We start from the raw sequence: 22,062 nt of genomic DNA on the forward strand, positions 1-22,062 counted from the left end.
GCTCATAATGTTGACGGTTCATGATTCTAAGCAAAAGGTAGTCACGTTACAAACAAAAGAACTTTTTTTCCTGGCCGGCATTCTCGGTTCAGACCGACTGCTTGGTGTGGAAGATCCGTTTCGCGGCTATATGGCGGAGGATATCGCGATGGAGTGGGAGCGCGTCAAGGCCTCCCTGCTTGACAAAGGATATCTGATTCAGGATCAGGAGACGGATGAGCTGATCATGACACCGACCGTTTTCTCCAGGGTAGCCATTGCCGGACTGTCCGACAGAGCTTGTTGGATTCGCTACACGATCAACGGCAAGTCGTATGAGAGTTATGTACACTGCACGGATGAGCGGGTCGTTGAAGTCTCCCGTGTTGCGGACGTGCCGGATTCGTTCCGGCTCAGCGATCTGGGAAGTGTTCGTGAAGCCATTGATGTTCTGATCGAGCGGATGAAATGGAGCGGCCATTCTCCTGCGGAGAAACCGGCATTAATGTGCTCCAAGAAAAAGTTCTATGATGTTATGAATGAGCTGGAAAACAGCGAGGTACAGACGGTAGCTGATGAACTCGCTCAGGAGACAAGTGATCCTGAGGGTTCACTTGCGCTGGCACGCTGTCTGGTGGGTAAGGAGTCAGATGGGGAGCTTCGGTTGCTTGTGTGGAATGAAGAGGGATGGAAGTCGCAGTCGGCAGCATTTGCTGCAAGCGCGGTATCCAACTGGTTGTTCCGGATGAGCACTGCCGCTTCAGATGATTGGCTTGTTGCAGCACTGACGACTAGAGAACAGTTTCACGAGATGCTGCTGGACTGGCTTAAACAGCCTGCAGGGGAAGAGGAAAGGTGATGGTAAATGCGCATTCGTGTGGAACCGGATGTGCTTCGGGCACTGAGCAGGCAGATTCAGTATGCAGCGGAGCAAATACAGCAAAAGATGACAGTGTTGGATCAGGCGATTCATTCGCTGGAGTGGGAGGTTGAATCCCGCGCAGCGGTGATGAATGAATGGAATCACAGTAAACGACTGGGCGAGGATGCGCTTCGTCGATTGATGGACTTAAGCGTACAGCTGGGACGCAAAGCGTTGTTATTCCAGCAGGCAGACATGGAGTATCGTTCCGTGCTGAGTCATGTGAACACGGCCTATGGTAATGCGGTCAATATGCTGAATGTTCTTCAGAACAACCGTACAGGAGAAATCATGCCTGCACATTCTGCAACTGTAGCTGTAGTATCCGATCCCCTTTCCGCAATGGCGGCCGTATATCGTGTACAGGATGCCGCTCCGCCTGATGGCTCCCCGGCTACACTGGTACAGGCCATGCAGCCTGAGCCTGTAGCATGGAGATTCACAGACCCTTCCTTTCGGGGAAGAAGAGGAACCGAGCCTGTGGTTTCCTGAACAGGGTGAATAAAAAGGACAGCAGAAAGTGAATATATTTTTGTAAATAGGCTGTTAGGAGAAGTTTCAAGTGCTGAAAATGGGGTAAATAGGATTAGGTCCTTCGGCTTTTGTCCGATCGATCCTGGTATAGTACAATTTGAACAAGTAAAAATTTAATTGCACAAACCAAGGAGGAATTTACCAATGGCAGGACGTATTTTAGTTACCCCAGAGCAGCTTGATCAGGTTTCCAACCAATTTAAACAAAGCGGTGAGCAAAGTCAGCAAATCGTATCTACATTGACTCAATCCATCACAAGCATGGAAGGACAATGGGAAGGTATGACAAAGCAACGCTTCTTCCAAGAGTTCCAAGAAGCTAGCAAACAAATGCAATCGTTCGTTCAAACGCTGAACAGTATCAGCGCGGAACTTACAGCTATTGCTAACAAATTCCGTACAGCTGACCAAGCTCGTTAATCTGCTTTACATAGATCAGGCCGATGTGAAGTCTGAATTCGTCCTGAATTATAGGTGGGTAGCAAGCTGAAGATGTACAACTACAGCAAAAACCGGGCGTTTTCACAACACCCGGTTTTTGCTGCAACTATGACACTAGGACAGAGAGAGGGATAAGCATGTCTTTTCAACCAAATCCCGGGGATGAAGTGGTGATTAACGACATTGCCTATACGATTGGGCAACATCCGGCTGCGCCGGGTCTGGCTTATGCCCAAGCCGGAAGGCAGGGGATTGTTTATCAGTTGATACCCCGAAATGGTTCCATTCATGGGGCCAAAGCACTAAAAGTATTTTTTCCTAAATTCCGTATTCCGGCTATGGTATATCAGTCTGAGCATATGGAGTCCTATAGTGAACTGCCAGGTTTGCAGGTATGCAAGCGTGATGTGCTCACTCCGGAAAGAAACGGAGCGCTCATTGGAAAACATCCCGATCTGTTATATGCGGTGTTGATGCCTTGGGTGCAGGGTCAGACCTGGTTCGATGTGATTAGCGATCAGAGACAGCTGACGGCAGAGGAGAGCCTGAAGCTGGCCAGAGCGCTTGCCGGAACAGGTTCGGCTATGGAGCAACGTGGACTGGCTCATTGCGATATGTCCGCTCCCAATGTAATGATTCCGTTTTTTTCCGAAGTGGAGAACCTGGGGAAGACGTCTGCGGTTGAACTGGTGGATGTCGAGCAAATGTACGGTTCCAAGATGGATCGTCCGGATGCCCTGCTTGCCGGGTCACCCGGTTATGCGGCCCATCGAACAGTGCACAGTGGTTTGTGGAGTTCATATGCCGACCGATTTGCCGGAGCCGTTATTATTGCTGAAATGTTAAGCTGGTCGGACCCTGTGATTGTAGAGAAAGCCTGGGGCGAAAGCTATTTTGATCAACATGAAATGCAAACGGTGAGTGAACGGTATTTTGCGATGCGGGAGTCGCTTGAGAAGCGGTGGGGCTCCAAATTGTCTGAGCTGTTTATTCGCGCCTGGGAGAGTCACGATCTGAGCAGTTGTCCGACGTTTGGGGAGTGGTATGTTGCACTGGCTGCGGTAGACGTGCATCAGGCTAATGCGGTTGCTACGGCTGCGAAATCGGAAGAAGAAGGTGCGAATCAGCCGGAAGCTATTAATGCGAATCTGAACAAGAGCTCAGAACCTGCAAGTGAAACGTTGAATGCTCAAAACGAGAATAATTCCCAAACGCAGCACTCTCCTGATCAGGAAGCGGTTGTGAACCGTCTGTTCCTGCAAGCAAGAGCCCTGGAGGACGAAGATAAACCAGCGGCTGCATTGGAAGTGTACCGCTCGTTGTATCATTTCATTCCTCATAACAGTGCGATGCAGATGGAAGTTGAAGCTGCAATCAAGGAACTGGATGCGAAGCTCAATCCCAAAGAAGACACGGACAAGCCCGTACCTGTGCCATTCTACAGATCCAAAAAGTTCATGATTTCCTCTGCTGTTCTTATTGTATTACTGGCAGGTGGTGTGCCAACGGTCAAAATACTCGCCGATCAGGCAGAGGTGAAGCAGCAAGAACAGCAGGAAGCCATCAGATTGGCAGAGGTTAAGGCTGCGGAAGAGGCTGAAGCTGCGAAGGCTGCTGCACTCAAGCAGCAGGAAGAGCAAGAGAAGCAAAAGGCTGCAGATGCTGCAAAACTGGAAGCAGAGGAAAAGAAAAAACTCGCTGAAGCCAAGCAAAAGGAAGCTGAAGCGAAGAAAAAAGAAGAAGAACGCAAGGCATTACAGGCCAAGTACGACAAACAGGCAAAATATGAGGCCTATCTGGTGAAGCGGGAGCAGCAGAAGAAAGAAGCTGCCAAGAAAGCGGAGCAGGAAAAATACGATAAACAGGCAAAATATGAAGCTTATCTGGTCTGGAAAAAAGAGAATGATGCCAAGCTTGCAAAACAGGAAGCGGAGCGTAAGGCGGCAGCTGAAGTTAAACGTCAGCAGGAGATTGCTCAAAAAGCTGCGCTCAAGAAAAAACGTGCCCAGAATGTGGTCACGTTGATTGCTAATTACAATAAAACGTATAACGCGCAAAAAGGCAGAAAAATTGAAAATGCGGAATCGTATGCCCGTGATTTCAAAAATCTATATAATACCGATGCTGCCTATTTCAAAGGTGTCGGCAAAGTGGCCGCTCGAATGAGCGCCATTAACAAATTCCTGAGCAACAACAGCTATACGTTGCCTAACTTATAAAAAAAAAAGTGAACGATGGAGGTGACTCATCCTAGATGAACTATACGATTCAAGCATCGCAGCGTACACCTGCACTGATTATATATTTAATTGATATTAGCGCCTCCATGAATATGGTTCTGGAAAATCGTCGGCGGATTGACGTCGTCTATGATGCTTTATCTCTCGCGATCCGCCAAATGGTATTTCGGTCGACCAAGGGAAATCGTCTGACACCTCGCTATCGCATAGCTATATTGGCTTACAGCGATGATGTATATGATTTGTTGAACGGAATCAAAGGAATTGACGAAATCGCTGCAGTTGGTTCGTTGCCAGACCTGACACCAAAACGGTTTTCGGATTCTGCGAAGGCTTTTCTACAGGCAGAGAAGATATTACAGGCCGAAATTCCGAATATGCAGGATTGTCCTGCGCCACTCGTATGCCACATGACGGATGGGGTAGCCACAGGTGAAGATCCTGAGCCTATTGCGAAAAGAATCATGGGCATGAGTGTACCGGACGGTAATGTGCTGGTGGAGAATATCTTTATATCCGATCATCTGTTGGAAGGACCGATTGCTGAACCTAGAAGATGGAAGGGAATCTCTTCGGAAACGAATCTGCAGGATGAGCATGGAGAGAAGCTGCGTAATATGTCATCCGTCCTGCCCGAAAGTTATCGGGAGATGCTTGTTGAGGCTGATTATTTGCTTGCACCCGGTGCACTCATGATGCTGCCAGGTACCTGTGCAGAATTGGTATCGATCGGGTTCCAGATGTCCGCTGCTACGCCTGTGAGATAGGAGGGGAATCATGAGAGCAATGCGTTTGGCAACATTGTCTGCTGGAGATAAGGGGGGCCATGCCGAGCAACGGCATGGCAACTTTCGCTATGTGAGTGTACAGACCGATGAACAGCCACTAACCCGCTATCAGGGCACATTCAAGTGCAGGTATGGTTATGGCAGAGCGGCTGAGACGGTACATCAAGGAGATACCGGACAGGACTTTGCTGCAGTCCGCATGAATGGCAATGTCTGCAATTTTGTATTATGTGATGGGGTAGGCATGAGTTATCTGGGAGACTTTGCAGCACGTTTTCTGGGGAATGCTTTGTTAGACTGGCTGGAAACGACCCAACACCCTACGCGAGATGGCGTTGAGCGTCTTCTGCATGATCTTACCCTTCCTGCATCGGAGCAACTGGAGAAATTACAGCCACTCGAAAGTTCTCCGCTGTTGCTGCGTGAAGTGTTAATGGAGAAGCGAAGCCGGGGCAGTCAGGCCATGTATGTGTGTGGACGGATTGAGCTCACGGGAGGAGGTCGCAAAAGTCGTGTGTGGCTTGCGTGGCAAGGAGATTCGCGTATTCGCCTGTGGCGTAATGGGCAGGAGCAGTCTGAATTATTTCAGGTTCATTGCAAGACGAATGAGCGTTGGTCTACACTTGAAGGACCTGTCGGTGGTAAGCCGCACATCTGCGAAATGAAAGGGTCCGCAGGCGATTCACTGCGTCTTCAGTTATACACGGATGGATTAAATGATCTGGATGCCATCCAGGCCTATGTGCCCGATGAACACATTCAGGTACTACTCGATGCTACACATACCGGCGGTCTTGAAGATGATGCCGCTTTCATTGAGCTGGAATGGTGAGTGCCCCTTATAAAGTTGTGGGCCGATCCCGATGTTGCTGTGACACTGGTGTAGATCGACGGTGAAAAAACTTGCTGGTGTTGATTTAAAAGACACTCTTTTTGGGTAATCTTGTGAAGAATTGACTTTAAGTACAACCTCTTTAACGATGAGCTTGAACGTACATTCTTACATAATTGCTAAAATGAAGGAGTGGAATGGATAATGACACAACATAACGGCAAGTCACGTTTCCAAGGCAAGGTTGCGATTATTACCGGAGCAGGCTCCGGAATTGGGAAGGCTACTGCGGTCAAGCTGGCTAAAGAGGGTGCAAAAGTTGCACTGTTTGATCTGGTGAATGATCGAATCTCGGAAACGGAAGCAGAGATTAATGCGCCGCACCCCGGTGTGGCGAGAGCATTCGATGTAGACATTTCCGACCCGGCACGTGTGGAAAAGGCAGTGCTCGAAACCGTGGAATTATTCGGTGGTTTGGATATTGTTTTTGCCAATGCAGGAATTAACGGAGTATCGGCACCCATTGAGGAAATTCAGGTTGAAGAGTGGCAACAGATTATTACTACGAACCTGAATGGTACGTTTTTCACTGTTAAATATGCATTACCTCATTTGAAAAGACGGGGTGGCGGCAGCATTATCATCACGAGTTCCATCAACGGCAATCAACGCTTCTCAAGCTTTGGTATGTCGGCGTACAGCACGTCCAAGGCAGGGCAGGTTGCATTTGCGAAGATGGCTGCGCTTGAGCTGGCGAAGTTCAAGATACGTGTAAACGTGATCTGCCCAGGGGCAATTGCGACGAATATCGATCAAAGTACGGTCAAAACGGATGATTTGCAGCAGATCATTATTCCGATGGAGTTTCCGGAAGGTCAGCAGCCACTTGCGGACGGTCCGGGTCAGCCGGAACATGTTGCCGATCTGGTAAGCTTCCTCGCATCGTCCGAATCCAGACATATCACCGGAGCAGAGATCGTGATTGATGGTGCCGAATCATTGCTCAGCTAAGTGAGCATTTTGGATAAATTTCATTTTTACTAAGTCGTGTCTTAGGGTGTGTCTGCGATAGTCGTTCCTCTGGAACGGCTTTTTTTGTTATAATGCTAACATTCGAATAGTGATGCTGAAGAGCAGTAGGGTACATTCATTAGGAGCGATCATATGCATATAGAGTTACCGATACAAGAGATTATTCCGGAGTTAAGACAGTTATTTCGGGATCAAGATACAGGTGTGTTAATTGCAGAACCGGGTGCGGGAAAAACGACCGTGGTACCGCTGGCTTTGCTGGAGGAGCCGTGGGTTGCGGGACGGAAGATCATAATGCTGGAACCCCGAAGGCTGGCTGCGCGTTCAGCTGCGTCGAGATTGGCGGCTACGTTAGGGGAAAAGGCGGGTCAGACTGTAGGATATCGTGTACGCATGGATACACGGGTGAGTCAGGCGACGCGCATTGAAGTTGTGACGGAAGGGGTGTTGACCCGGATGTTGCAGCAGGACCAGGGTCTTGAGGATACGGCGATGATTATATTTGATGAATTCCATGAACGTCATCTACATGGGGACTTGGGCCTGGCCCTGGCATTGGAATCGCGAGCGATGTTACGTCCAGATTTGAAACTGCTGGTCATGTCGGCGACCCTTGATCCTGTTCCCGTCTGTGCATTGCTTGGTGAGGGTACAAGATCAATTCACTGTCCGGGACGCACGTTTCCGGTGGAGACACGATATGTATCGAGACCGTCAGCCATGCCACTGGAACAATTCACGGCTCAGACGGTGAACAAGGCATTGGCTGAACAGGAGGGGGATGTACTTGTTTTTCTTCCTGGGGCAAGAGAGATACACCGTACAGAACGGGAGTTATTAAACGGTTCTCTTCCTACGCATGTGAAAGTTCATTCTTTGTATGGCAGTATGCCAGTGGAACTGCAAGATGAGGCCATACGCCCGGCGGCTGAGGGCTGGAGGAAAGTGGTATTGTCTACGTCCATTGCGGAATCCAGTCTTACGCTGGCTGGCGTTAAAGTTGTGGTTGATGCGGGGCTGAGTCGAGCGTCGGCATTCTCGCCGCGTACGGGCATGAGCCGACTTGTTACCCTGCCGGTATCCAAGTCGTCAGCCGATCAGCGGCGGGGGCGTGCGGGGCGAATCGCCCCAGGTGTGTGTTACCGGCTATGGAGCGAAGAGGTTCATGGGGGACTGCCTGAGGCAGCTCGCCCGGAGATTACCTCCGCGGATCTTGCGCCGCTGGCGCTGGAGCTTGCCGTCTGGGGTGTCCAGTCCCTAGCAGAGCTGCAATGGCTGGACACCCCGCCTGACGCCGCCTACGGCCAGGCACAGGCGCTGCTGCGCCAGCTGGGCGGCCTGGACGACGCAGGCCGCATCACGCCCTTCGGGCGGCGGATGAACACGCTTGGCGTGCATCCGCGACTGGCCAGCATGCTGCTCCGTGCGGCGGAGCTTGGGCTGGCCAGCTACGCCAGCATGCTGGCGGCACTGCTGCAGGAGCCTGCCGGCCTCCGCAGCAGTGGCAGTGCAGGCGCGGGCACGGACCTCCGCCCGCGCGTAGAAGCGCTGCTGACCGCGGACAGCAGCGGCATGCCGCAAGCGGCAGCGGCTGCCCTAGACGGCGCGGCCGTGCGGCGCATGCTCCAGGAGAGCCGCCAGCTGCGCTCGGCGCTCGGCCCGGCGGCCGATCCGGTGCGACCGGATGAGGACAGCTGCGGATTGCTGCTGTCCTTCGCCTATCCGGACCGGATCGGGCAACGCCGGGAGGACGGCCGCTATCTGCTGAGCAGCGGCCGCGGCGTACGGCTCGCAGCGACAGAATCGCTGAGCCGTTCAGCGTATCTGGTCGCAGCCGAGGCAGACGACCAGGGCGCAGATGCGCGCATCCTGCTGGCTGCGCCGTTGCAGGAGCAGACATTGTTGCAGGCAGGTCAGCACTTGCTGCACAATGAAGTGCAAGTGGCCTGGGATTCCAATACCCGCAGCGTGCGCGCACACAAGAGACTTCGTATTGGCGCCCTTGTCATCAAGGAGAGCAGTATTGCACAGCCACCTGAAGATCAGGTGCTGGAAGCACTGATAACGGGAATACGAATGGAAGGGCTCGATTGTCTGCCTTGGACAAAAACATCCAGACAACTTGTGGACAGGCTGCGGTTCCTGCATCTTCATCTACCCGAGTGGCCCGACTTGATTGAAGATGATCTGACTGAAGAGTTGGCAGAACATCTTACGCCTTATCTGACAGGCATGCGGTCGGCAGCCGACCTGAAGAGATTGTCGATGCATGATGTATTGCTCGGTGGACTGAGTTGGGGTCAGCGACAGCAACTAGACGATGAAGCACCGACGCATATACAGGTGCCAAGTGGTTCCCGAATTCCCGTAGACTACAGCCGGCCGGAGGACCCTGTGCTGGCGGTGAGACTACAGGAGATGTTTGGACAACAGGAGACACCGCGTATTGGTGGTGGGCGAGTTCCGTTGACCATCCACCTATTATCACCGGCGCAGCGACCTGTGCAGGTCACCCGAGACTTGGCCAACTTCTGGAGAGAGACGTACTTTGACGTCAAAAAAGATCTGAAAGGTCGTTATCCGAAGCATTACTGGCCGGACAATCCACTTGAAGCGGTTGCCACAAATCGGGCCAAACCACGGGGGAAATAGATGAATTACGCGGGAGCGCTAACGAACCTGTGACGTCTTATTCAGCGATTTGAAGCGCCTGCAGCAATCTAAGGAATCTGAAACACGCTATATTCGAAAAATCAGCCGTTTATAGCGGGTTCATCAGTTGATTTTGGTAAATAACGTGTCTCAGGTTCCTTCCAAAATAAAATGAGGACCAGAAGGTTAAATAAGACGCCCTTGGTTCCTTAGAAATCATCTAGACAATTCGCCAGGATCAGCCAGTCTGGACTTCATGATGTTTTGGATTCTGACATCCCTCAATGTATTACATGCCTGAGTTGAAGGTACATCCTGATGAGGCATGAAAAGGAATGAACCTCAGCAATTAATTGCTATCCACACATATTATATTGACTTGCAAGCGTTTGAAAGAAAACAAGACGGGTAATAACATAGCGAACCACTCAATAAGATGAGGAGGGATTCACTATGCAGAAGAAAATCGTAGGTGTGTTTAATACAGAACGTGAAGCATCGCAGGCTATCGAGGGTCTGAAAGCACAAGGATTCACTTCAGACGAAATCTCCGTTGTTACACAGGATCGGGATGAATTGAAGGCGATTCGGGAAGAGACGGGTACGAAAGCCCCTGAAGGCGTGGCTGCGGGTGCAGCAACAGGTGGTGTACTCGGTGGCGTAGCCGGCTTGCTCGCAGGTATCGGTGCACTGGCCATACCCGGCATAGGACCAATTCTGGCCGCAGGCCCTATCGCAGCAGCATTTACCGGTGCAGCTGTGGGTGCAGGAGCTGGCGGATTGGTGGGTGGACTGGTTGGTCTCGGTATTCCGGAAGAGGATGCCAAACAGTATGAGGAGTATGTACAGAATGGCAAAATCCTGTTGCTCGTAGACTCTACGGATCGGGACACGGATGTGTATGATGTGTTCAGCAGCAACAGCCAGTATAATCGGGACAGAGCCCAAGTACATGGTGGAGATGTGGCTGCCGAACGTCCGGACCTGGATATGGAAGAACGCAGATTGGAAGCCCAAACCAAGGCAGCGCGATTCGGTAACAATACATTTCTCTAATCGTTCTATCGATTCGGTTGATATGTAATAGAACTCAATGACATAATACCTGCAATCGGAATGACATATATGATCCACCAGATGGTCATTAGCCGGTTTCCTTAAGGGAAGCCGGCTTTTGTCCCTGTGTGTGACATTGTGCATCAATAATGGCGGATGGTGTTTTTACCCAGTCAGGCAGGGAATAACAATACATAGAGCAATACAGCCAAAGCGAGTCCAATCACCAGTAGCATCATGGTCAGAAAACGAATTAATCCGGTTGACGCCTGATACGTTTGCTCATTGATTTGTGTACGCTTCCGATGATAGGCTGTTGCCGAATACACAATGATGGATATACCGCCAACCAGAGAAGTGATACCGGTAATAATGGCGGCAATATGTGCAAGACGATCATACGTCGAGGAGTTAAAACCAAATCCGGCAGCAAGAAAGCCGATGCCCGCCATGGCAATGCCGGTGCGAACCCAGGCTAGAAAGGTTCGTTCGTTAGCCAGATGCTGCTGAACATATTTGGAGTCGATCGTGGCGATGTCCTTGTCAGCTAAAGAAATATGAATCCCCCCGTTCATCAGATATACCGCTTCATTGTCATTATATCTCTTATCGTAAAACCTAGAAAGGACGGCTGAATGTATGTCTCGCAGAGAACGAATTACAGAAATCGAGAGCTTAAGGGGACTGGCCTTTGCAGCGGTGGTTCTTCAGCATTCCATCGCACACTACTCTCTGGTACCGGAAACGAAACTGGAGGATGGCGTGTTATTGGCTATGCTGCTGATGCTCTCCAAATTTGCAGTTCCTTTGTTCATCTTCATAACAGGGATGGTACTTTTTTATAATACGGGAGACAAGCTGCATTACGGCAAGTTTATGAGAAAAAGAGTAACCGACGTCATCGTACCCTATCTCATCTGGTCACTCATTTACTTTACACTTGCACCGCGAGGCTGGACGGGATTTGGATGGAATGACATTCCAGACTTAGGCTTGAAGCTGATTACTGGCAAAACAACTTCACACTTTTGGTACATTATTATGCTGATTCAGTTTTATCTGTTATTTCCGCTCTTCTTGCGAGCCATTCATTATGTATATAACCGCTACGAGGCCAAGGGGCGTATGATCGCTCTGCTTATTTCGGTCGTAGTCTATCTAGTGCTCGCAGATCAATTAGGCAACATTGCCGAATTCATGGGCTGGCTGAATATTCCGGTACTGACAGATGCGTTTACAACGTATGCAGACCGCAATTTCCTCTATTTCTTTATTTATTTTGTGCTTGGTGCAGCCGCGGGCTTATCCGTCCAGCACTGGAATGAATGGATTCATCGGTTACGCTGGGTATATTGGACGGTGTTTATCGTGCTGGGTCTTCGGTTTACATATTTATTAATGCTGGAGTTTCAGAAGCCGGAGGGAATCAAAATTACATTCTACACGGTCAGCCTGATCCGGCCTGATATGGCGCTCTTTCTGATTGCTTCGATTATGGTCATGTACCAGCTGGCCGGCAAACTGCATAACCTTAGGGTTACACGATTGCTGGGATGGATTGGTGGTGTATCGTATGGCGGATATCTGATGCATATGTTGATGCTGCGGTATAGCTACATTCCGGATGAACTTTTTTATGTTGCCATGGGCTGGAACCCTGTCGTCCGAATGATCATTACCTGGTTGTTGGCTCTCACATTATCCTGTCTACTGACATGGCTTATCTCTCGGGTAAGCTGGGGCAAATGGATTGTGGGAACCGTACCTAAATCTTCGCGCAATAAATGAATCCATCAATACATGAAAAATTCATAATAGATGACCACAGCCGCACAGGAGTGTACGGGCGTTCGGAAGTATAGACAAATTGAACCGTTTCGATCTATATCCAGCCTTGATTGAAGCAACTAAAGGTATTATGAATTTGTTTCTTTTGAATAACGATTAAAATTTCATTACATGAAAAATTCACAATAGAAAACCTTTTTCCATGCTTCCCTCAGGTTAACGCGAATTCACACGATTTCTTGCTCGCCCTCCTTGAAGATGGATAAAGGGGAGGCAAAGCGGAGAAAGATGGCAGAACCCGAACATAAGTTTTATAATACTAGATATATAGGTTCTGACAGGAGGGGAATGAACGTGGCTTTTATGATTGCACAGCGGGCATTTATTAAGCTGTATCTGATTACGATGGTTGAACAGCACAGGGGATATGGTTACGAGATGCTGGAGGCGATGAAGCAGGAATTCAAAGACTACGGTTATGTACCACCCCAGAGCGAGGTATATCGGGCACTGCATGAATTGGTACAGCAAGGTGTTTTTTATCGCACGAAGAAGCTGAAGGGTAACGATCCGAAGGTCGATTTTCAGGAAATCGTTTTATATCATTTTACGGATGATGGTGCGGAGAAAGCCGAATTATACAAGAAACAGGTCAAAACAGATCTGGATCGTTGTCTAGGCATGTTACACAAGGCAGAAGAGGACAATTACGGTACGAAAGGAAGATGAGCATGAATAGACAGTTACAGTGGGGTGTACTCGGTACGTCAACCATTGCCAAAAATGCAGTCATTCCGGCGATCCAGCAGTCCGAACGTGGTGAGGTGCTGGCGATTGCCAGCCGTAGCAAGGAAAAGGCGGAAACCCTTGCCGAAGAACTCGGCATTGCCAGATCGTATGGCAGTTACGAAGAACTCATCGCTGATCCAGACATCGAAGCCGTCTATATTCCTTTACCTAACCATATGCACAAAGAATGGACCATCAAAGCTGCGCAGGCTGGCAAACACGTGTTGTGCGAGAAACCAGCAGCCCTGAATGCAGATGAATCCGCAGAAATGATAGAGGCATGTCACCAGCAAGGCGTTCTTTTTGCAGAAGCAATAATGTATCGATATCATCCCAAGCACAGACGTGTGCAAGAGATTATAGCCAGTGGAGAGATTGGCATCGTCAGAGCCATCCATGGTAACTTTACCTGTAATACTGCTGATGATAAGGAGAATGTAAGGTTCAAAAGAGAGATGGGCGGCGGATCATTATTCGATCTTGGCGTGTATCCGATCTCGGCAGCCCGGATGTATCTGGGACAGGAGCCGGAAGCGGTGACGGTACACGCGCTATTCTCGGACGAGCATGATGGCGTTGATATGATGGCATCGGGACTAATAGAGTTTCCGAATTCGGTAGCTTTAACTTTTGACTGTGGCATGTGGGCGTCAGGACGAGCAGAGATGGAGATTCTCGGGACGGAAGGGCGAATTGAACTGCCAAAAGTGTTTGGTTGGGAGAACAGTGATATTCCACCTCAAATTATTGTGCACACGGATTCTGTCAGCCGTGAGGAGCGTGTGTCCGTGTCGAATTCCTATGTGCTTCAGGTAGAGACGTTCGCAGCGGCTGCACTTGAAGGAGAGGCTTTGCCTTTCAGTCCGGAAAATACCATTCAGAACATGCGTGTCATTGATGCGTGCCTGGAATCGGCGCGAACTCGTCAACGTGTGCAGCTGATCGATTAGACCAATTCAAACCAGACCAAATGTACTAGAAAATGCAGACTCCATCTTCAGGATGAGAGTCTTTTTTTCCATCTTAAAATGTTAGAATTATAATATTTTACAATTAAATCGTCTTCATTTGATATTTACACCAAAATCATGTGATATAAATAGTCATGGGATGACTTGTTTACTATAATCTAGCAGAACGTACAACTAGACAGTTACAGCTTGCACAATGCATATGTGGCAACGTTCATCTACTATGAGGATCGGGAGGCAGGATTGATGAAAAAACTACTATCAACCGCTTTACTGGCATTGTTGTTAACATTCGTTTTCTTCACAGGTTCACAGTTCACCCCAGCCCCACAGCAGAAGGCTTCTGCTGCAACATGTACCATTATCAATACGTTTACGGGTGTAGCAAACTATTTGAGTGCAAACGGAACGTTACCATGTAACTTTATTACCAAATCACAGGCAACAGGACTCGGCTGGGTAGCTTCACAAGGAAACTTGGCTGTCGTCGCTCCTGGGAAAAGCATCGGCGGAGATACATTCGGCAATCGGGAAGGGCTTCTGCCAGCAGCGAGCGGACGGACATGGCGCGAAGCGGATATCAACTATACTTCCGGCTTCCGTAATTCGGATCGGATTGTGTATTCCAATGATGGACTCATCTACAAAACGACAGATCATTATGCATCATTTACACGCTTAAAATAGAGGAAGGGGCAGTCATGAATATTGTGATTCTGGATGGAGTAGACTTTGCGAGTAGTGCTGAACTTCATCAGCAATTAAAGGATAAGCTAGCTCTGCCAGATTTTTATGGCGGTAATCTCGATGCATTGTGGGATTGCCTGACGGGTACGATTGAACTTCCACTTGAGTTAAAATGGACCAACTACCGAATCAGCGAAGAACGCCTGGGAAATGAAGCAGACCGGGTACGTGATTTAATGTTGGAGGTACAGGCTGAGCAGTCTGGATTTCAATTGCGTGTTGAGAAGTAGGCAGAAAATGAAGGCAGTTCAAATACGATCAGCCCAACCTAACAGACCACATATGGTCTGTTTTTTGGTGTTATAGGAGATTTTTCAAAAAGTCTGTTATTGATTACGAAGCATCTGAAAGAAGAGCGAGTTTTTTTACTTTGCTTACTTGACGTTAAAATTATTTTCACGGAGGTATTGATTTCTGCATAATGTACGTTAAAATAAAATTAACATGAAAAATATTTTAACGTTAGGGAGTGGGAAGCCATGAACGATAGCACAGCAGTTGGCAAGCAAGGTATAGGTGAATTAATACGAATCAAGCCCTATATGCAATTTATGCTCAGTAGAGTTGTATCCAGATTTGGTGATTCCATTGATTCGATTGCATACAGCTGGATGGTGTACATTCTGACTGGTTCGAAAGTGTTGATGGGTACGTTACTGGCGGTGAATTTCTTGCCCAATATCCTCCTGGGTCTGTTCGCCGGGGCTTTGGTTGATCGCATGTCTCCCAAAAAAGTGATTGTGATCACCAATACGGGTCGCGGGTTATTCGTTGGGATTACAGCCCTGTTATTCGGACTAGGGCAACTCGAAGTGTGGCATCTGTTTGTCATCACGATTCTGAATTCTTTGCTGGAATGCTTCACTACTCCTGCGGAAGTGTCCAGTGTGCCCAGATTGCTTCCCCAATCGATGCTGCTCTCCGGTAATGCCATGTCGTCTTCCGCAACTAGAGTGGCAGAACTCGCAGGACTTGCAGTGGCTGGTGCACTCATTGCTTCAATAGGCATTGCCTGGACGATCTTGATAGACGCTGGGTTGTTTGCGCTAAGTGCTTTAATTATGAGCCGAGTAGGATACCCTGGAGTGTCAACATCTGCTAACAGTGAAAATGAGACATCAACTGAAATACATTCTCTTCGATCCGAAAAAAGGAGTATATTCTCCGAAATGGCGGAAGCCTTTCATTTTCTCCGTAAACAGGCCTTATTGCTAATCGTTTCAATCCTGTTTGCCTTCGTTAATTTCTGCCTGATGCCATTCAATGTTCTCCGTACACCGTATGTCATTGAAACGCTGCATGCTGGCGCTTGGGGATTAAGTCTGCTCAGTGGGCTGATGGTGGGAGGCATGTTGCTTAGTGGTGTGTGGTTAACGCAAAGGGGAGCAAATTACCGTAAAAGTGTGCTGGTCATCAGCGGTATTGTTATGTTGGGTCTCAGTTATGCGATGACGGCACTTCCGGCTTATATGAATTCCTTCCAACTGCCGGTTGCGGCGACCTTTTGTCTACTGATGGGCATAGGGATTCCACTGGCTACGACACCGCTGGCTACCTATCTTATGGAAGTAACCCCTTCCGAGATGCTAGGCAGAGTGTATGCCCTTCAGAGTATGCTTGTCTTGAGTGTTGCACCACTTGGGAGCCTGGTTTCAGGAGCACTTGCAGATTGGATGACTATGCCTGTTCTGTTTATCGTCTTCGGTATTATGCTTGCCATGTCAGCAGGTATGCTGCTATTTAGCAAAAGTTTTCGAACTGCCCTGTAAAGTACATTCAGAGGCGATCATTATCCGATTTTAGGTAGCATGTCATCTCTGGGATGTTTTGACCGAAGCCCTGAAGCAGCGGTATAATAGAGTCATCGATGGGCAACAGGTACCCCGGAAATGAGGATACAGGGATGCAGCACAAAGTTCTATCCACAATTGAAGAAATTAAAATCTACTCCGATCCGTATCGGATACAGATTATGAATATGTTTAACAAGCAGGGCAGACCATCCACAGTCAAAGAAATCGCCGATCAGATGGGTGAGGTACCAGCCAAAGTGCATTATCATGTGAAAAAGTTGGAGAAAATTGGTCTGCTCACCATTGTTTCCACGCGGGAGATTAATGGGATTATTGCGAAATACTACGAACCATTCACCGGAGAGATCCATCTCCGTCACGAAGATGAAGATAAGGAAAACTCACCATTGAAACAGGTATTTCGGTCTGAAACGCTCAAACTATTAAATGAGATGTTTGAACAAAGTCGTCAGCGATTCATGCATCAGGCGGAAAACGAAGATCGGATGTTTCTCTCGGACATCACGCTGTATGCAAACCGTGAGGAAGTAGAGCAATTGTATAAGAACATCATTAAACTCTGTGAACCCTATACAACAAAAGAGAATCAACAAGGGGAGCATGAGATCTTTCAGTTATTCTCTGCCCTCTCTAAACCGTTAGTGAAAATACCTGTGTCTAAGACAGATGCAAAAGAGAAAAAGAAAGCTACGTCCGGTAAGGGCAAATCAACTTCTAAAACGTCTCGAGCTGTTTCTAAACGGCAGGAATCTGCATCATCGGGTAGTGAGTCGGAAGATTAAACGGACGGAATATAAGTGTTCAGCGTTATCGCTGGAAGCAAGTAACGGCAACCGTGGGAGACTGTGTTGGAGAAAACTAGAAAAAGCCGCCAATGGCGGCTTTTTAATGCTTGATAAGACAGGATAACGTTCGTATATCCTATTGAATCAAATTTAATTTTGACGCATAACCGTTCTAGTTCATAACCACGTTACATGTTCTCATCATAGTCCTTCACATCACGTTTGGCTGCAGTTGCAGGGGAGTTGGAGGTACCGTATTCTTCGACCGCTTCCCAGGCATCTGCATTATCGAACTTACCGGCGTTACGCTGTCTTCCTTCTCCAGCACCACTTGGAGGCATGGTCATGACCTCTTCTTCAACGGGACGATCGTTGCTGACTTCCCGGTTAGGCGTGTCATCAATACAATAAGCGGTATAGGGGATAGCTTCAAGTCGTTCGAAGGGAATATCTTCTCCGCACGTTACACAGGTTCCGTATGTACCTTGTTCCATACGTTCCAATGCGTCGTTCACTTGATTGAATTCGTCTGTTAATGTATCGTCGATCGCCAGATCACGGCTGCGTTCAAATGTTTCCGTACCGGCATCTGCCGGATGATTATCGTATGATGACAGCTCACCGGTTGAATCTTTCAGCGACTCGACTGGAGCACCGTCTTCCATGCTGGATTCAAAATGACGCTGCAAGTTTTCGCGTTGCTCCAAAAGGGCGTTTTTCAGTTCTTGACGTTGATCTTTGGTTAAAGTACTCATAAGGACATGCTCCTTTCCCGTTGTGGGGTGTATGTGTCCTTACCCGAATCGGATGAAAAGCAATCATTTTCGTGAGGAATAGGGTCGTATCATTTTATATCTGACGGATTATGTGTTATAAAAAATAGAGAGAGAAAATGCCGTATGTTTTTCACTGGAAAAAGGAACCACGGCTTGGCTTATAATGGAGGTTGTCAATATGGATGAACATATGAAACGAAGATTGGATAAACAAAGACAATTGTTCAAACAATTGGGTGTACAGCTAGATGCGTTATCGATTCATGAAAAACAATTCAATTATAAACTTCGTGGTTATGATCCGGATGAGGTGGACGCTTATCTTGACCTGGTCATCAAAGATTACGAACGTTTCTATGCCAATATTGCAGATCTGATGGACAAATGGCAAGAGCAGCAGTTAACGATTCGGGATCTCAAGTCGTCCGCGAAACCAGTGGAAGATCCGACCAAGATTGATCGCAAACAGCTGGATGATATTGTGAAACAACTGGAATACAGTGTGCGACAACTCAAGATCAGAGCACGTCCCGAACAGGATCTGTTCTCTGAATAATGTCAGCTTGTCTAGAATGATATTAAAAATGCTCAAAATAAAGGTGGTTAATCATGAGTACTCATTTTTCGGTCAGTGTGCATTGTTTGTTGTTATTGTCACTCAGCGCGCCTGAACGAATCACGTCTGCACATATTGCAGGAAGCGTGAATACCAACCCTGTCGTCGTCAGACGGATTCTGGGCGGGCTGAAAAAGGCAGGATTGGTGAATTCCTCTCCTGGAACAAGAGGTTTCTATTTGGCGAAGCCATCCAATGAAATTACATTAGACATGATCTATCAGGCTGCCAAGGATGAAGGTCCATTGTTCCCGATTCACGGCAATTGTAACCCGGATTGTGAAGTGGGCTTGCATATAGACACCCTCTTGACCAATCTGTATCAGGTTGCAGAGTCCAAGGTGGAGCAGTTCTTCGCATCCATTACCCTTGAAGATATGGAACGTTCCAGTTCCCAGATGTTAGCTGTCCCATCGCAGGCAGAGTAGATTGTAATCAGAGGTAAAGGAAAGGTGGGTTGTTATATGAAAATTGTAGTCATCTCCGACACGCATTGTTCACGAAAATCACGCAAGTTACCGACACAGCTCCTAGAGGTATTGCCGAGTGCAGATCTCATTCTTCATGCCGGTGACTGGTCGGATTGGAGTGTATATCCATTGCTTAGCGAGTATGCACCTGTTGAAGGGGTAGCTGGTAATACGGACCCGTCCGAAATCGCTGAAAAACTGGGATATTCCCGCATAGTTGAAGTGGAGGGGCTTCGTCTGGGTCTTGTGCACGGTCATCTAGGGTCAAAGGGTACAGAGCAGAATGCAATTCATACCTTTGCAGGCCAGCATGTGGATGCTGTGATCTACGGACACTCACACATCCCGGTGATGCATACCGTCGATAATACGCTGGTATTTAATCCGGGGTCGCCTACGGATCGGCGTTTTCAAAAGCAATATTCATTCGGCATCATGACCATAGATCAGGGGAAAATACAGGCTGAGCATGTGTTCTTTGACCGGGATTAGAGAGATATGCATGGATTGCTAACTATAAACTTTTAAAAGGCATCTTTGAACAGAGGCAGATTCTGTTTCAGGGGTGTCTTTTTTGTTTTTTTGCTCATTTTGTCACTTGTGAAGTTATCTCTGAATGGGGAATGTGCCCTGTTCTTTATCTGTCATTCATCTGTTGGCGTTTCCCCCTATGGTGAGGTTCAGTGGAGTGATACAATGCCTTTACGACATAAAATGAATACGTTTACATAAGGAGATGGATCATGATGAAACTGTCTGTATTCACCGTGGCTACCCCAGATCTGAATGCAGAAGAATTGGCAGCGGCAGCGGCAGCAGCAGGGATTGATGGAATCGAGTGGAGATTCCGCGGAATTCCTGAAGATGCGATATCCGAGGAGCCTTCTTACTGGAGAAATAATCGATGCTCCGTAGATCCGAGCCGCTGGGAGGAACAGGTTCCTGTTTTCCGTGAAGCGGCGGAAGGGCAAGGAAGGAAATCCATCGCACTTGTACCGTATCTGAATTGTGGAGATCTGCCTGCCACCGAGCAGGCGTTTCAGGCTGCGGTTGGGTTAGGAGCATCAATGATGCGTGTGGGTGTTCCTGGGTATGATCGCAAGACCAGCTATCCTGAGTTGTATCGTAAAGCGGTTGAATATCTGAGTGAAGTGCAGGATCTGGCCAAACAGTACAACATCAAGGCCCTCGTAGAGACGCATCACCAGACGATTGCACCCACGGCATCGCTGGCCTATCGACTTGTGCAATCGCTGGACCCGCAGCATGTGGGTGTATTGTACGATCCAGGCAATATGGTGCATGAAGGATATGAGAATCATCGGATGGGACTTGAGTTGCTAGGACCTTTTCTGGCTCATGTGCATGTAAAAAATGCCGGGTGGTTTGAATCAGAGAAAGATTCGCAAAAGGCTAATGTGACTGAGAAGAGCGGCGGGGCGGCTCTGAATACAGCCTGGAAATGTCACTGGACGCCGCTGACTGAAGGCATGGTCGATTGGATACAGATGGTGCGGGATCTTCGTGCCGTCGGGTATGACGGATATTACGGAATAGAGGACTTTAGTGGTGCCTTGGAATCCAAGGCGATGTTACAGCATTTTGCAGACGTTTTCGCCGAAATTGAGCGTCGTGTGGACGAGGAGGAGCAGTCATGAGTATCGTAAGAGTAGCGGTGATTGGTATAGGAAATATGGGAGCATCACATGCCAGAACGTTGGTTGCCGGAGAAGTACCCGGTGCAGAACTGGTCGCCGTATGTGATGTAAGAAGAGAGATGGAGAGCTGGGTATCCAGTCATCTTCCGGCAACGGTCACCTATTGGCAGGATGCTGAGCAGATGATGGCTTCAGGTACGATTGATGCAGTCATCATTGCGACGCCGCACTATGACCATCCGGAACAGGCTATTCAAGCGTTCCAGCATGGCTTGCATGTCATGATTGAGAAGCCAGCCGGTGTGTATACGAAGCAGGTACGCAAGATGAATGAAGCGGCCGCAGCCAGCGGTAAAGTCTTTTCCATGATGTACAACCAGCGGACCAATCCACTCTACATTAAGCTGAGAGACTTAATCGCTTCGGGAGAACTGGGTGAGGTACGGCGGACCAACTGGATTATTACAAACTGGTACCGATCCCAGAGTTACTATGATTCCGGCGGCTGGCGGGCAACTTGGGCAGGCGAAGGTGGCGGTGTACTGATTAACCAGGACCCGCATCAACTGGATCTGTGGCAGTGGACCATCGGCATGATGCCGGTGCGAATGCGTGCTTTCTGTTCGTTTGGCAAGTATCGGAACATTGAAGTGGAAGATGATGTAACAGCTTATGTGGAATATGAAAATGGAGCTACAGGTGTGTTTGTAACCACAACAGGTGAAGCACCGGGTACCAATCGATTCGAGGTCAACGGAGACCGAGGTAAAATCGTAATCGAAGATGGAAAACTTACATTCTGGCGACTTCGGGAATCTGAGCCTGAATTCAATCAGCGGTTTACCGGAGGTTTTGGACAGCCAGAATGCTGGAAATGTGAAATCCCGATTACAGGTGTGGAAACGGGGCACCCGGGTCTGATTCGTAACTGGGTAGATGCGATTCGTACAGGCGCACCACTCATTGCTCCCGGTGAGGATGGTATACACGGATTAACATTGTCGAACGCGATGCTGCTGTCTACCTGGACGGATAATTGGGTGGATCTGCCAATCGATGAGGATCTATTCTATGAGCATCTGCAGGAACGCATTGCTGGATCAACGACGAAGAAAGACAAGGCATTCAGTGGCGCTCAACCTGCTGATCTGAGTCAGACGTTTAAATAAAGA

23 protein-coding genes are annotated in these 22,062 nt (G+C 48.4%); 21 read left to right on the forward strand and 2 right to left on the reverse strand.

Annotated elements, in window-relative coordinates:
• Positions 1-7 precede the first annotated feature (7 nt).
• The 9 genes from NYE45_RS11445 to NYE45_RS11485 all read left to right on the forward strand — a co-directional run bounded on the left by NYE45_RS11445 (position 8) and on the right by NYE45_RS11485 (position 10,476).
• Positions 8-838, forward strand: a complete 831-nt coding sequence (locus NYE45_RS11445) for a hypothetical protein (RefSeq protein ID WP_076330722.1) — start codon at positions 8-10, stop codon at positions 836-838.
• A gap of 6 nt (positions 839-844) precedes the next feature.
• Positions 845-1,393 carry a WXG100 family type VII secretion target gene (locus NYE45_RS11450; RefSeq protein WP_062833881.1) on the forward strand — a complete coding sequence of 183 codons (549 nt, stop codon included), beginning with the start codon at positions 845-847 and terminating at the stop codon, positions 1,391-1,393.
• Positions 1,394-1,579: 186 nt separating this feature from the next.
• On the forward strand, positions 1,580-1,855 hold the full coding sequence (locus NYE45_RS11455; RefSeq protein ID WP_017689071.1) for a WXG100 family type VII secretion target: 276 nt from the start codon (positions 1,580-1,582) through the stop codon (positions 1,853-1,855).
• A gap of 158 nt (positions 1,856-2,013) precedes the next feature.
• Positions 2,014-4,095: a hypothetical protein gene (locus NYE45_RS11460; protein WP_340016695.1), complete on the forward strand. Its 2,082-nt coding sequence runs from the start codon at positions 2,014-2,016 to the stop codon at positions 4,093-4,095.
• A 35-nt stretch (positions 4,096-4,130) separates the two neighbouring features.
• Entirely contained in the window at positions 4,131-4,883 is a 753-nt protein-coding gene (locus tag NYE45_RS11465; RefSeq protein ID WP_076330724.1) for a vWA domain-containing protein, read from the forward strand.
• 10 nt (positions 4,884-4,893) lie between these two features.
• The gene (locus tag NYE45_RS11470) at positions 4,894-5,736 is read left to right on the forward strand and encodes a hypothetical protein (protein ID WP_145146965.1); all 843 of its coding nucleotides are present in this window, start codon (positions 4,894-4,896) and stop codon (positions 5,734-5,736) included.
• A gap of 204 nt (positions 5,737-5,940) precedes the next feature.
• The gene (locus NYE45_RS11475; RefSeq protein ID WP_340016696.1) at positions 5,941-6,747 is read left to right on the forward strand and encodes an SDR family NAD(P)-dependent oxidoreductase; all 807 of its coding nucleotides are present in this window, start codon (positions 5,941-5,943) and stop codon (positions 6,745-6,747) included.
• A 153-nt stretch (positions 6,748-6,900) separates the two neighbouring features.
• Positions 6,901-9,420, forward strand: coding sequence for an ATP-dependent helicase HrpB (gene hrpB, locus NYE45_RS11480; protein WP_340016697.1), 2,520 nt, complete (start codon positions 6,901-6,903; stop codon positions 9,418-9,420).
• 453 nt (positions 9,421-9,873) lie between these two features.
• Entirely contained in the window at positions 9,874-10,476 is a 603-nt protein-coding gene (locus NYE45_RS11485; protein ID WP_062833886.1) for a general stress protein, read from the forward strand.
• 173 nt (positions 10,477-10,649) lie between these two features.
• Here the strand turns inward: NYE45_RS11485 and NYE45_RS11490 are convergent, their stop codons facing one another.
• The gene (locus NYE45_RS11490) at positions 10,650-11,051 is read right to left on the reverse strand and encodes a DUF202 domain-containing protein (RefSeq protein ID WP_340016698.1); all 402 of its coding nucleotides are present in this window, start codon (positions 11,049-11,051) and stop codon (positions 10,650-10,652) included.
• A gap of 64 nt (positions 11,052-11,115) precedes the next feature.
• Here NYE45_RS11490 and NYE45_RS11495 point away from each other — a divergent pair, with 64 nt between their 5' ends.
• The 7 genes from NYE45_RS11495 to NYE45_RS11525 all read left to right on the forward strand — a co-directional run bounded on the left by NYE45_RS11495 (position 11,116) and on the right by NYE45_RS11525 (position 17,367).
• Entirely contained in the window at positions 11,116-12,264 is a 1,149-nt protein-coding gene (locus NYE45_RS11495) for an acyltransferase (protein WP_340016699.1), read from the forward strand.
• A gap of 354 nt (positions 12,265-12,618) precedes the next feature.
• On the forward strand, positions 12,619-12,993 hold the full coding sequence (locus NYE45_RS11500) for a helix-turn-helix transcriptional regulator (RefSeq protein WP_036609188.1): 375 nt from the start codon (positions 12,619-12,621) through the stop codon (positions 12,991-12,993).
• A gap of 2 nt (positions 12,994-12,995) precedes the next feature.
• Positions 12,996-14,003 (forward strand): Gfo/Idh/MocA family oxidoreductase, encoded by a 1,008-nt coding sequence (locus NYE45_RS11505; protein ID WP_340016700.1) that lies wholly within the window; start codon positions 12,996-12,998, stop codon positions 14,001-14,003.
• Between the two features lie 267 nt (positions 14,004-14,270).
• Positions 14,271-14,711, forward strand: coding sequence for a ribonuclease (locus NYE45_RS11510; RefSeq protein WP_264929197.1), 441 nt, complete (start codon positions 14,271-14,273; stop codon positions 14,709-14,711).
• 14 nt (positions 14,712-14,725) lie between these two features.
• Positions 14,726-15,001 carry a barstar family protein gene (locus NYE45_RS11515; protein WP_340016701.1) on the forward strand — a complete coding sequence of 92 codons (276 nt, stop codon included), beginning with the start codon at positions 14,726-14,728 and terminating at the stop codon, positions 14,999-15,001.
• A gap of 249 nt (positions 15,002-15,250) precedes the next feature.
• The gene (locus NYE45_RS11520; RefSeq protein WP_340016702.1) at positions 15,251-16,540 is read left to right on the forward strand and encodes an MFS transporter; all 1,290 of its coding nucleotides are present in this window, start codon (positions 15,251-15,253) and stop codon (positions 16,538-16,540) included.
• 134 nt (positions 16,541-16,674) lie between these two features.
• The gene (locus NYE45_RS11525) at positions 16,675-17,367 is read left to right on the forward strand and encodes a helix-turn-helix domain-containing protein (RefSeq protein WP_340016703.1); all 693 of its coding nucleotides are present in this window, start codon (positions 16,675-16,677) and stop codon (positions 17,365-17,367) included.
• Positions 17,368-17,558: 191 nt separating this feature from the next.
• On the opposite strand, the gene NYE45_RS11530 is transcribed toward NYE45_RS11525, so the two are convergent.
• The gene (locus NYE45_RS11530; protein ID WP_340016704.1) at positions 17,559-18,125 is read right to left on the reverse strand and encodes a TraR/DksA C4-type zinc finger protein; all 567 of its coding nucleotides are present in this window, start codon (positions 18,123-18,125) and stop codon (positions 17,559-17,561) included.
• A 199-nt stretch (positions 18,126-18,324) separates the two neighbouring features.
• Here NYE45_RS11530 and NYE45_RS11535 point away from each other — a divergent pair, with 199 nt between their 5' ends.
• From NYE45_RS11535 to NYE45_RS11555, 5 genes are all read left to right on the forward strand, one after another.
• A complete protein-coding gene (locus NYE45_RS11535) occupies positions 18,325-18,702 on the forward strand; it encodes a DivIVA domain-containing protein (RefSeq protein ID WP_024630343.1) in 378 nt (125 codons plus the stop codon).
• Between the two features lie 53 nt (positions 18,703-18,755).
• On the forward strand, positions 18,756-19,190 hold the full coding sequence (locus NYE45_RS11540) for an Rrf2 family transcriptional regulator (RefSeq protein WP_340016705.1): 435 nt from the start codon (positions 18,756-18,758) through the stop codon (positions 19,188-19,190).
• A 36-nt stretch (positions 19,191-19,226) separates the two neighbouring features.
• Positions 19,227-19,724, forward strand: coding sequence for a metallophosphoesterase (locus tag NYE45_RS11545; protein ID WP_145146978.1), 498 nt, complete (start codon positions 19,227-19,229; stop codon positions 19,722-19,724).
• 254 nt (positions 19,725-19,978) lie between these two features.
• Positions 19,979-20,890, forward strand: coding sequence for a sugar phosphate isomerase/epimerase family protein (locus tag NYE45_RS11550; protein ID WP_340017354.1), 912 nt, complete (start codon positions 19,979-19,981; stop codon positions 20,888-20,890).
• Positions 20,887-22,059 (forward strand): Gfo/Idh/MocA family oxidoreductase, encoded by a 1,173-nt coding sequence (locus tag NYE45_RS11555; protein WP_340016706.1) that lies wholly within the window; start codon positions 20,887-20,889, stop codon positions 22,057-22,059. Before NYE45_RS11550 ends, NYE45_RS11555 begins: the two co-directional genes overlap by 4 nt.
• Positions 22,060-22,062 lie beyond the last annotated feature (3 nt).

This window comes from Paenibacillus sp. FSL K6-1318 (assembly GCF_037976905.1).
Lineage (GTDB): Bacteria > Bacillota > Bacilli > Paenibacillales > Paenibacillaceae > Paenibacillus > Paenibacillus amylolyticus_A.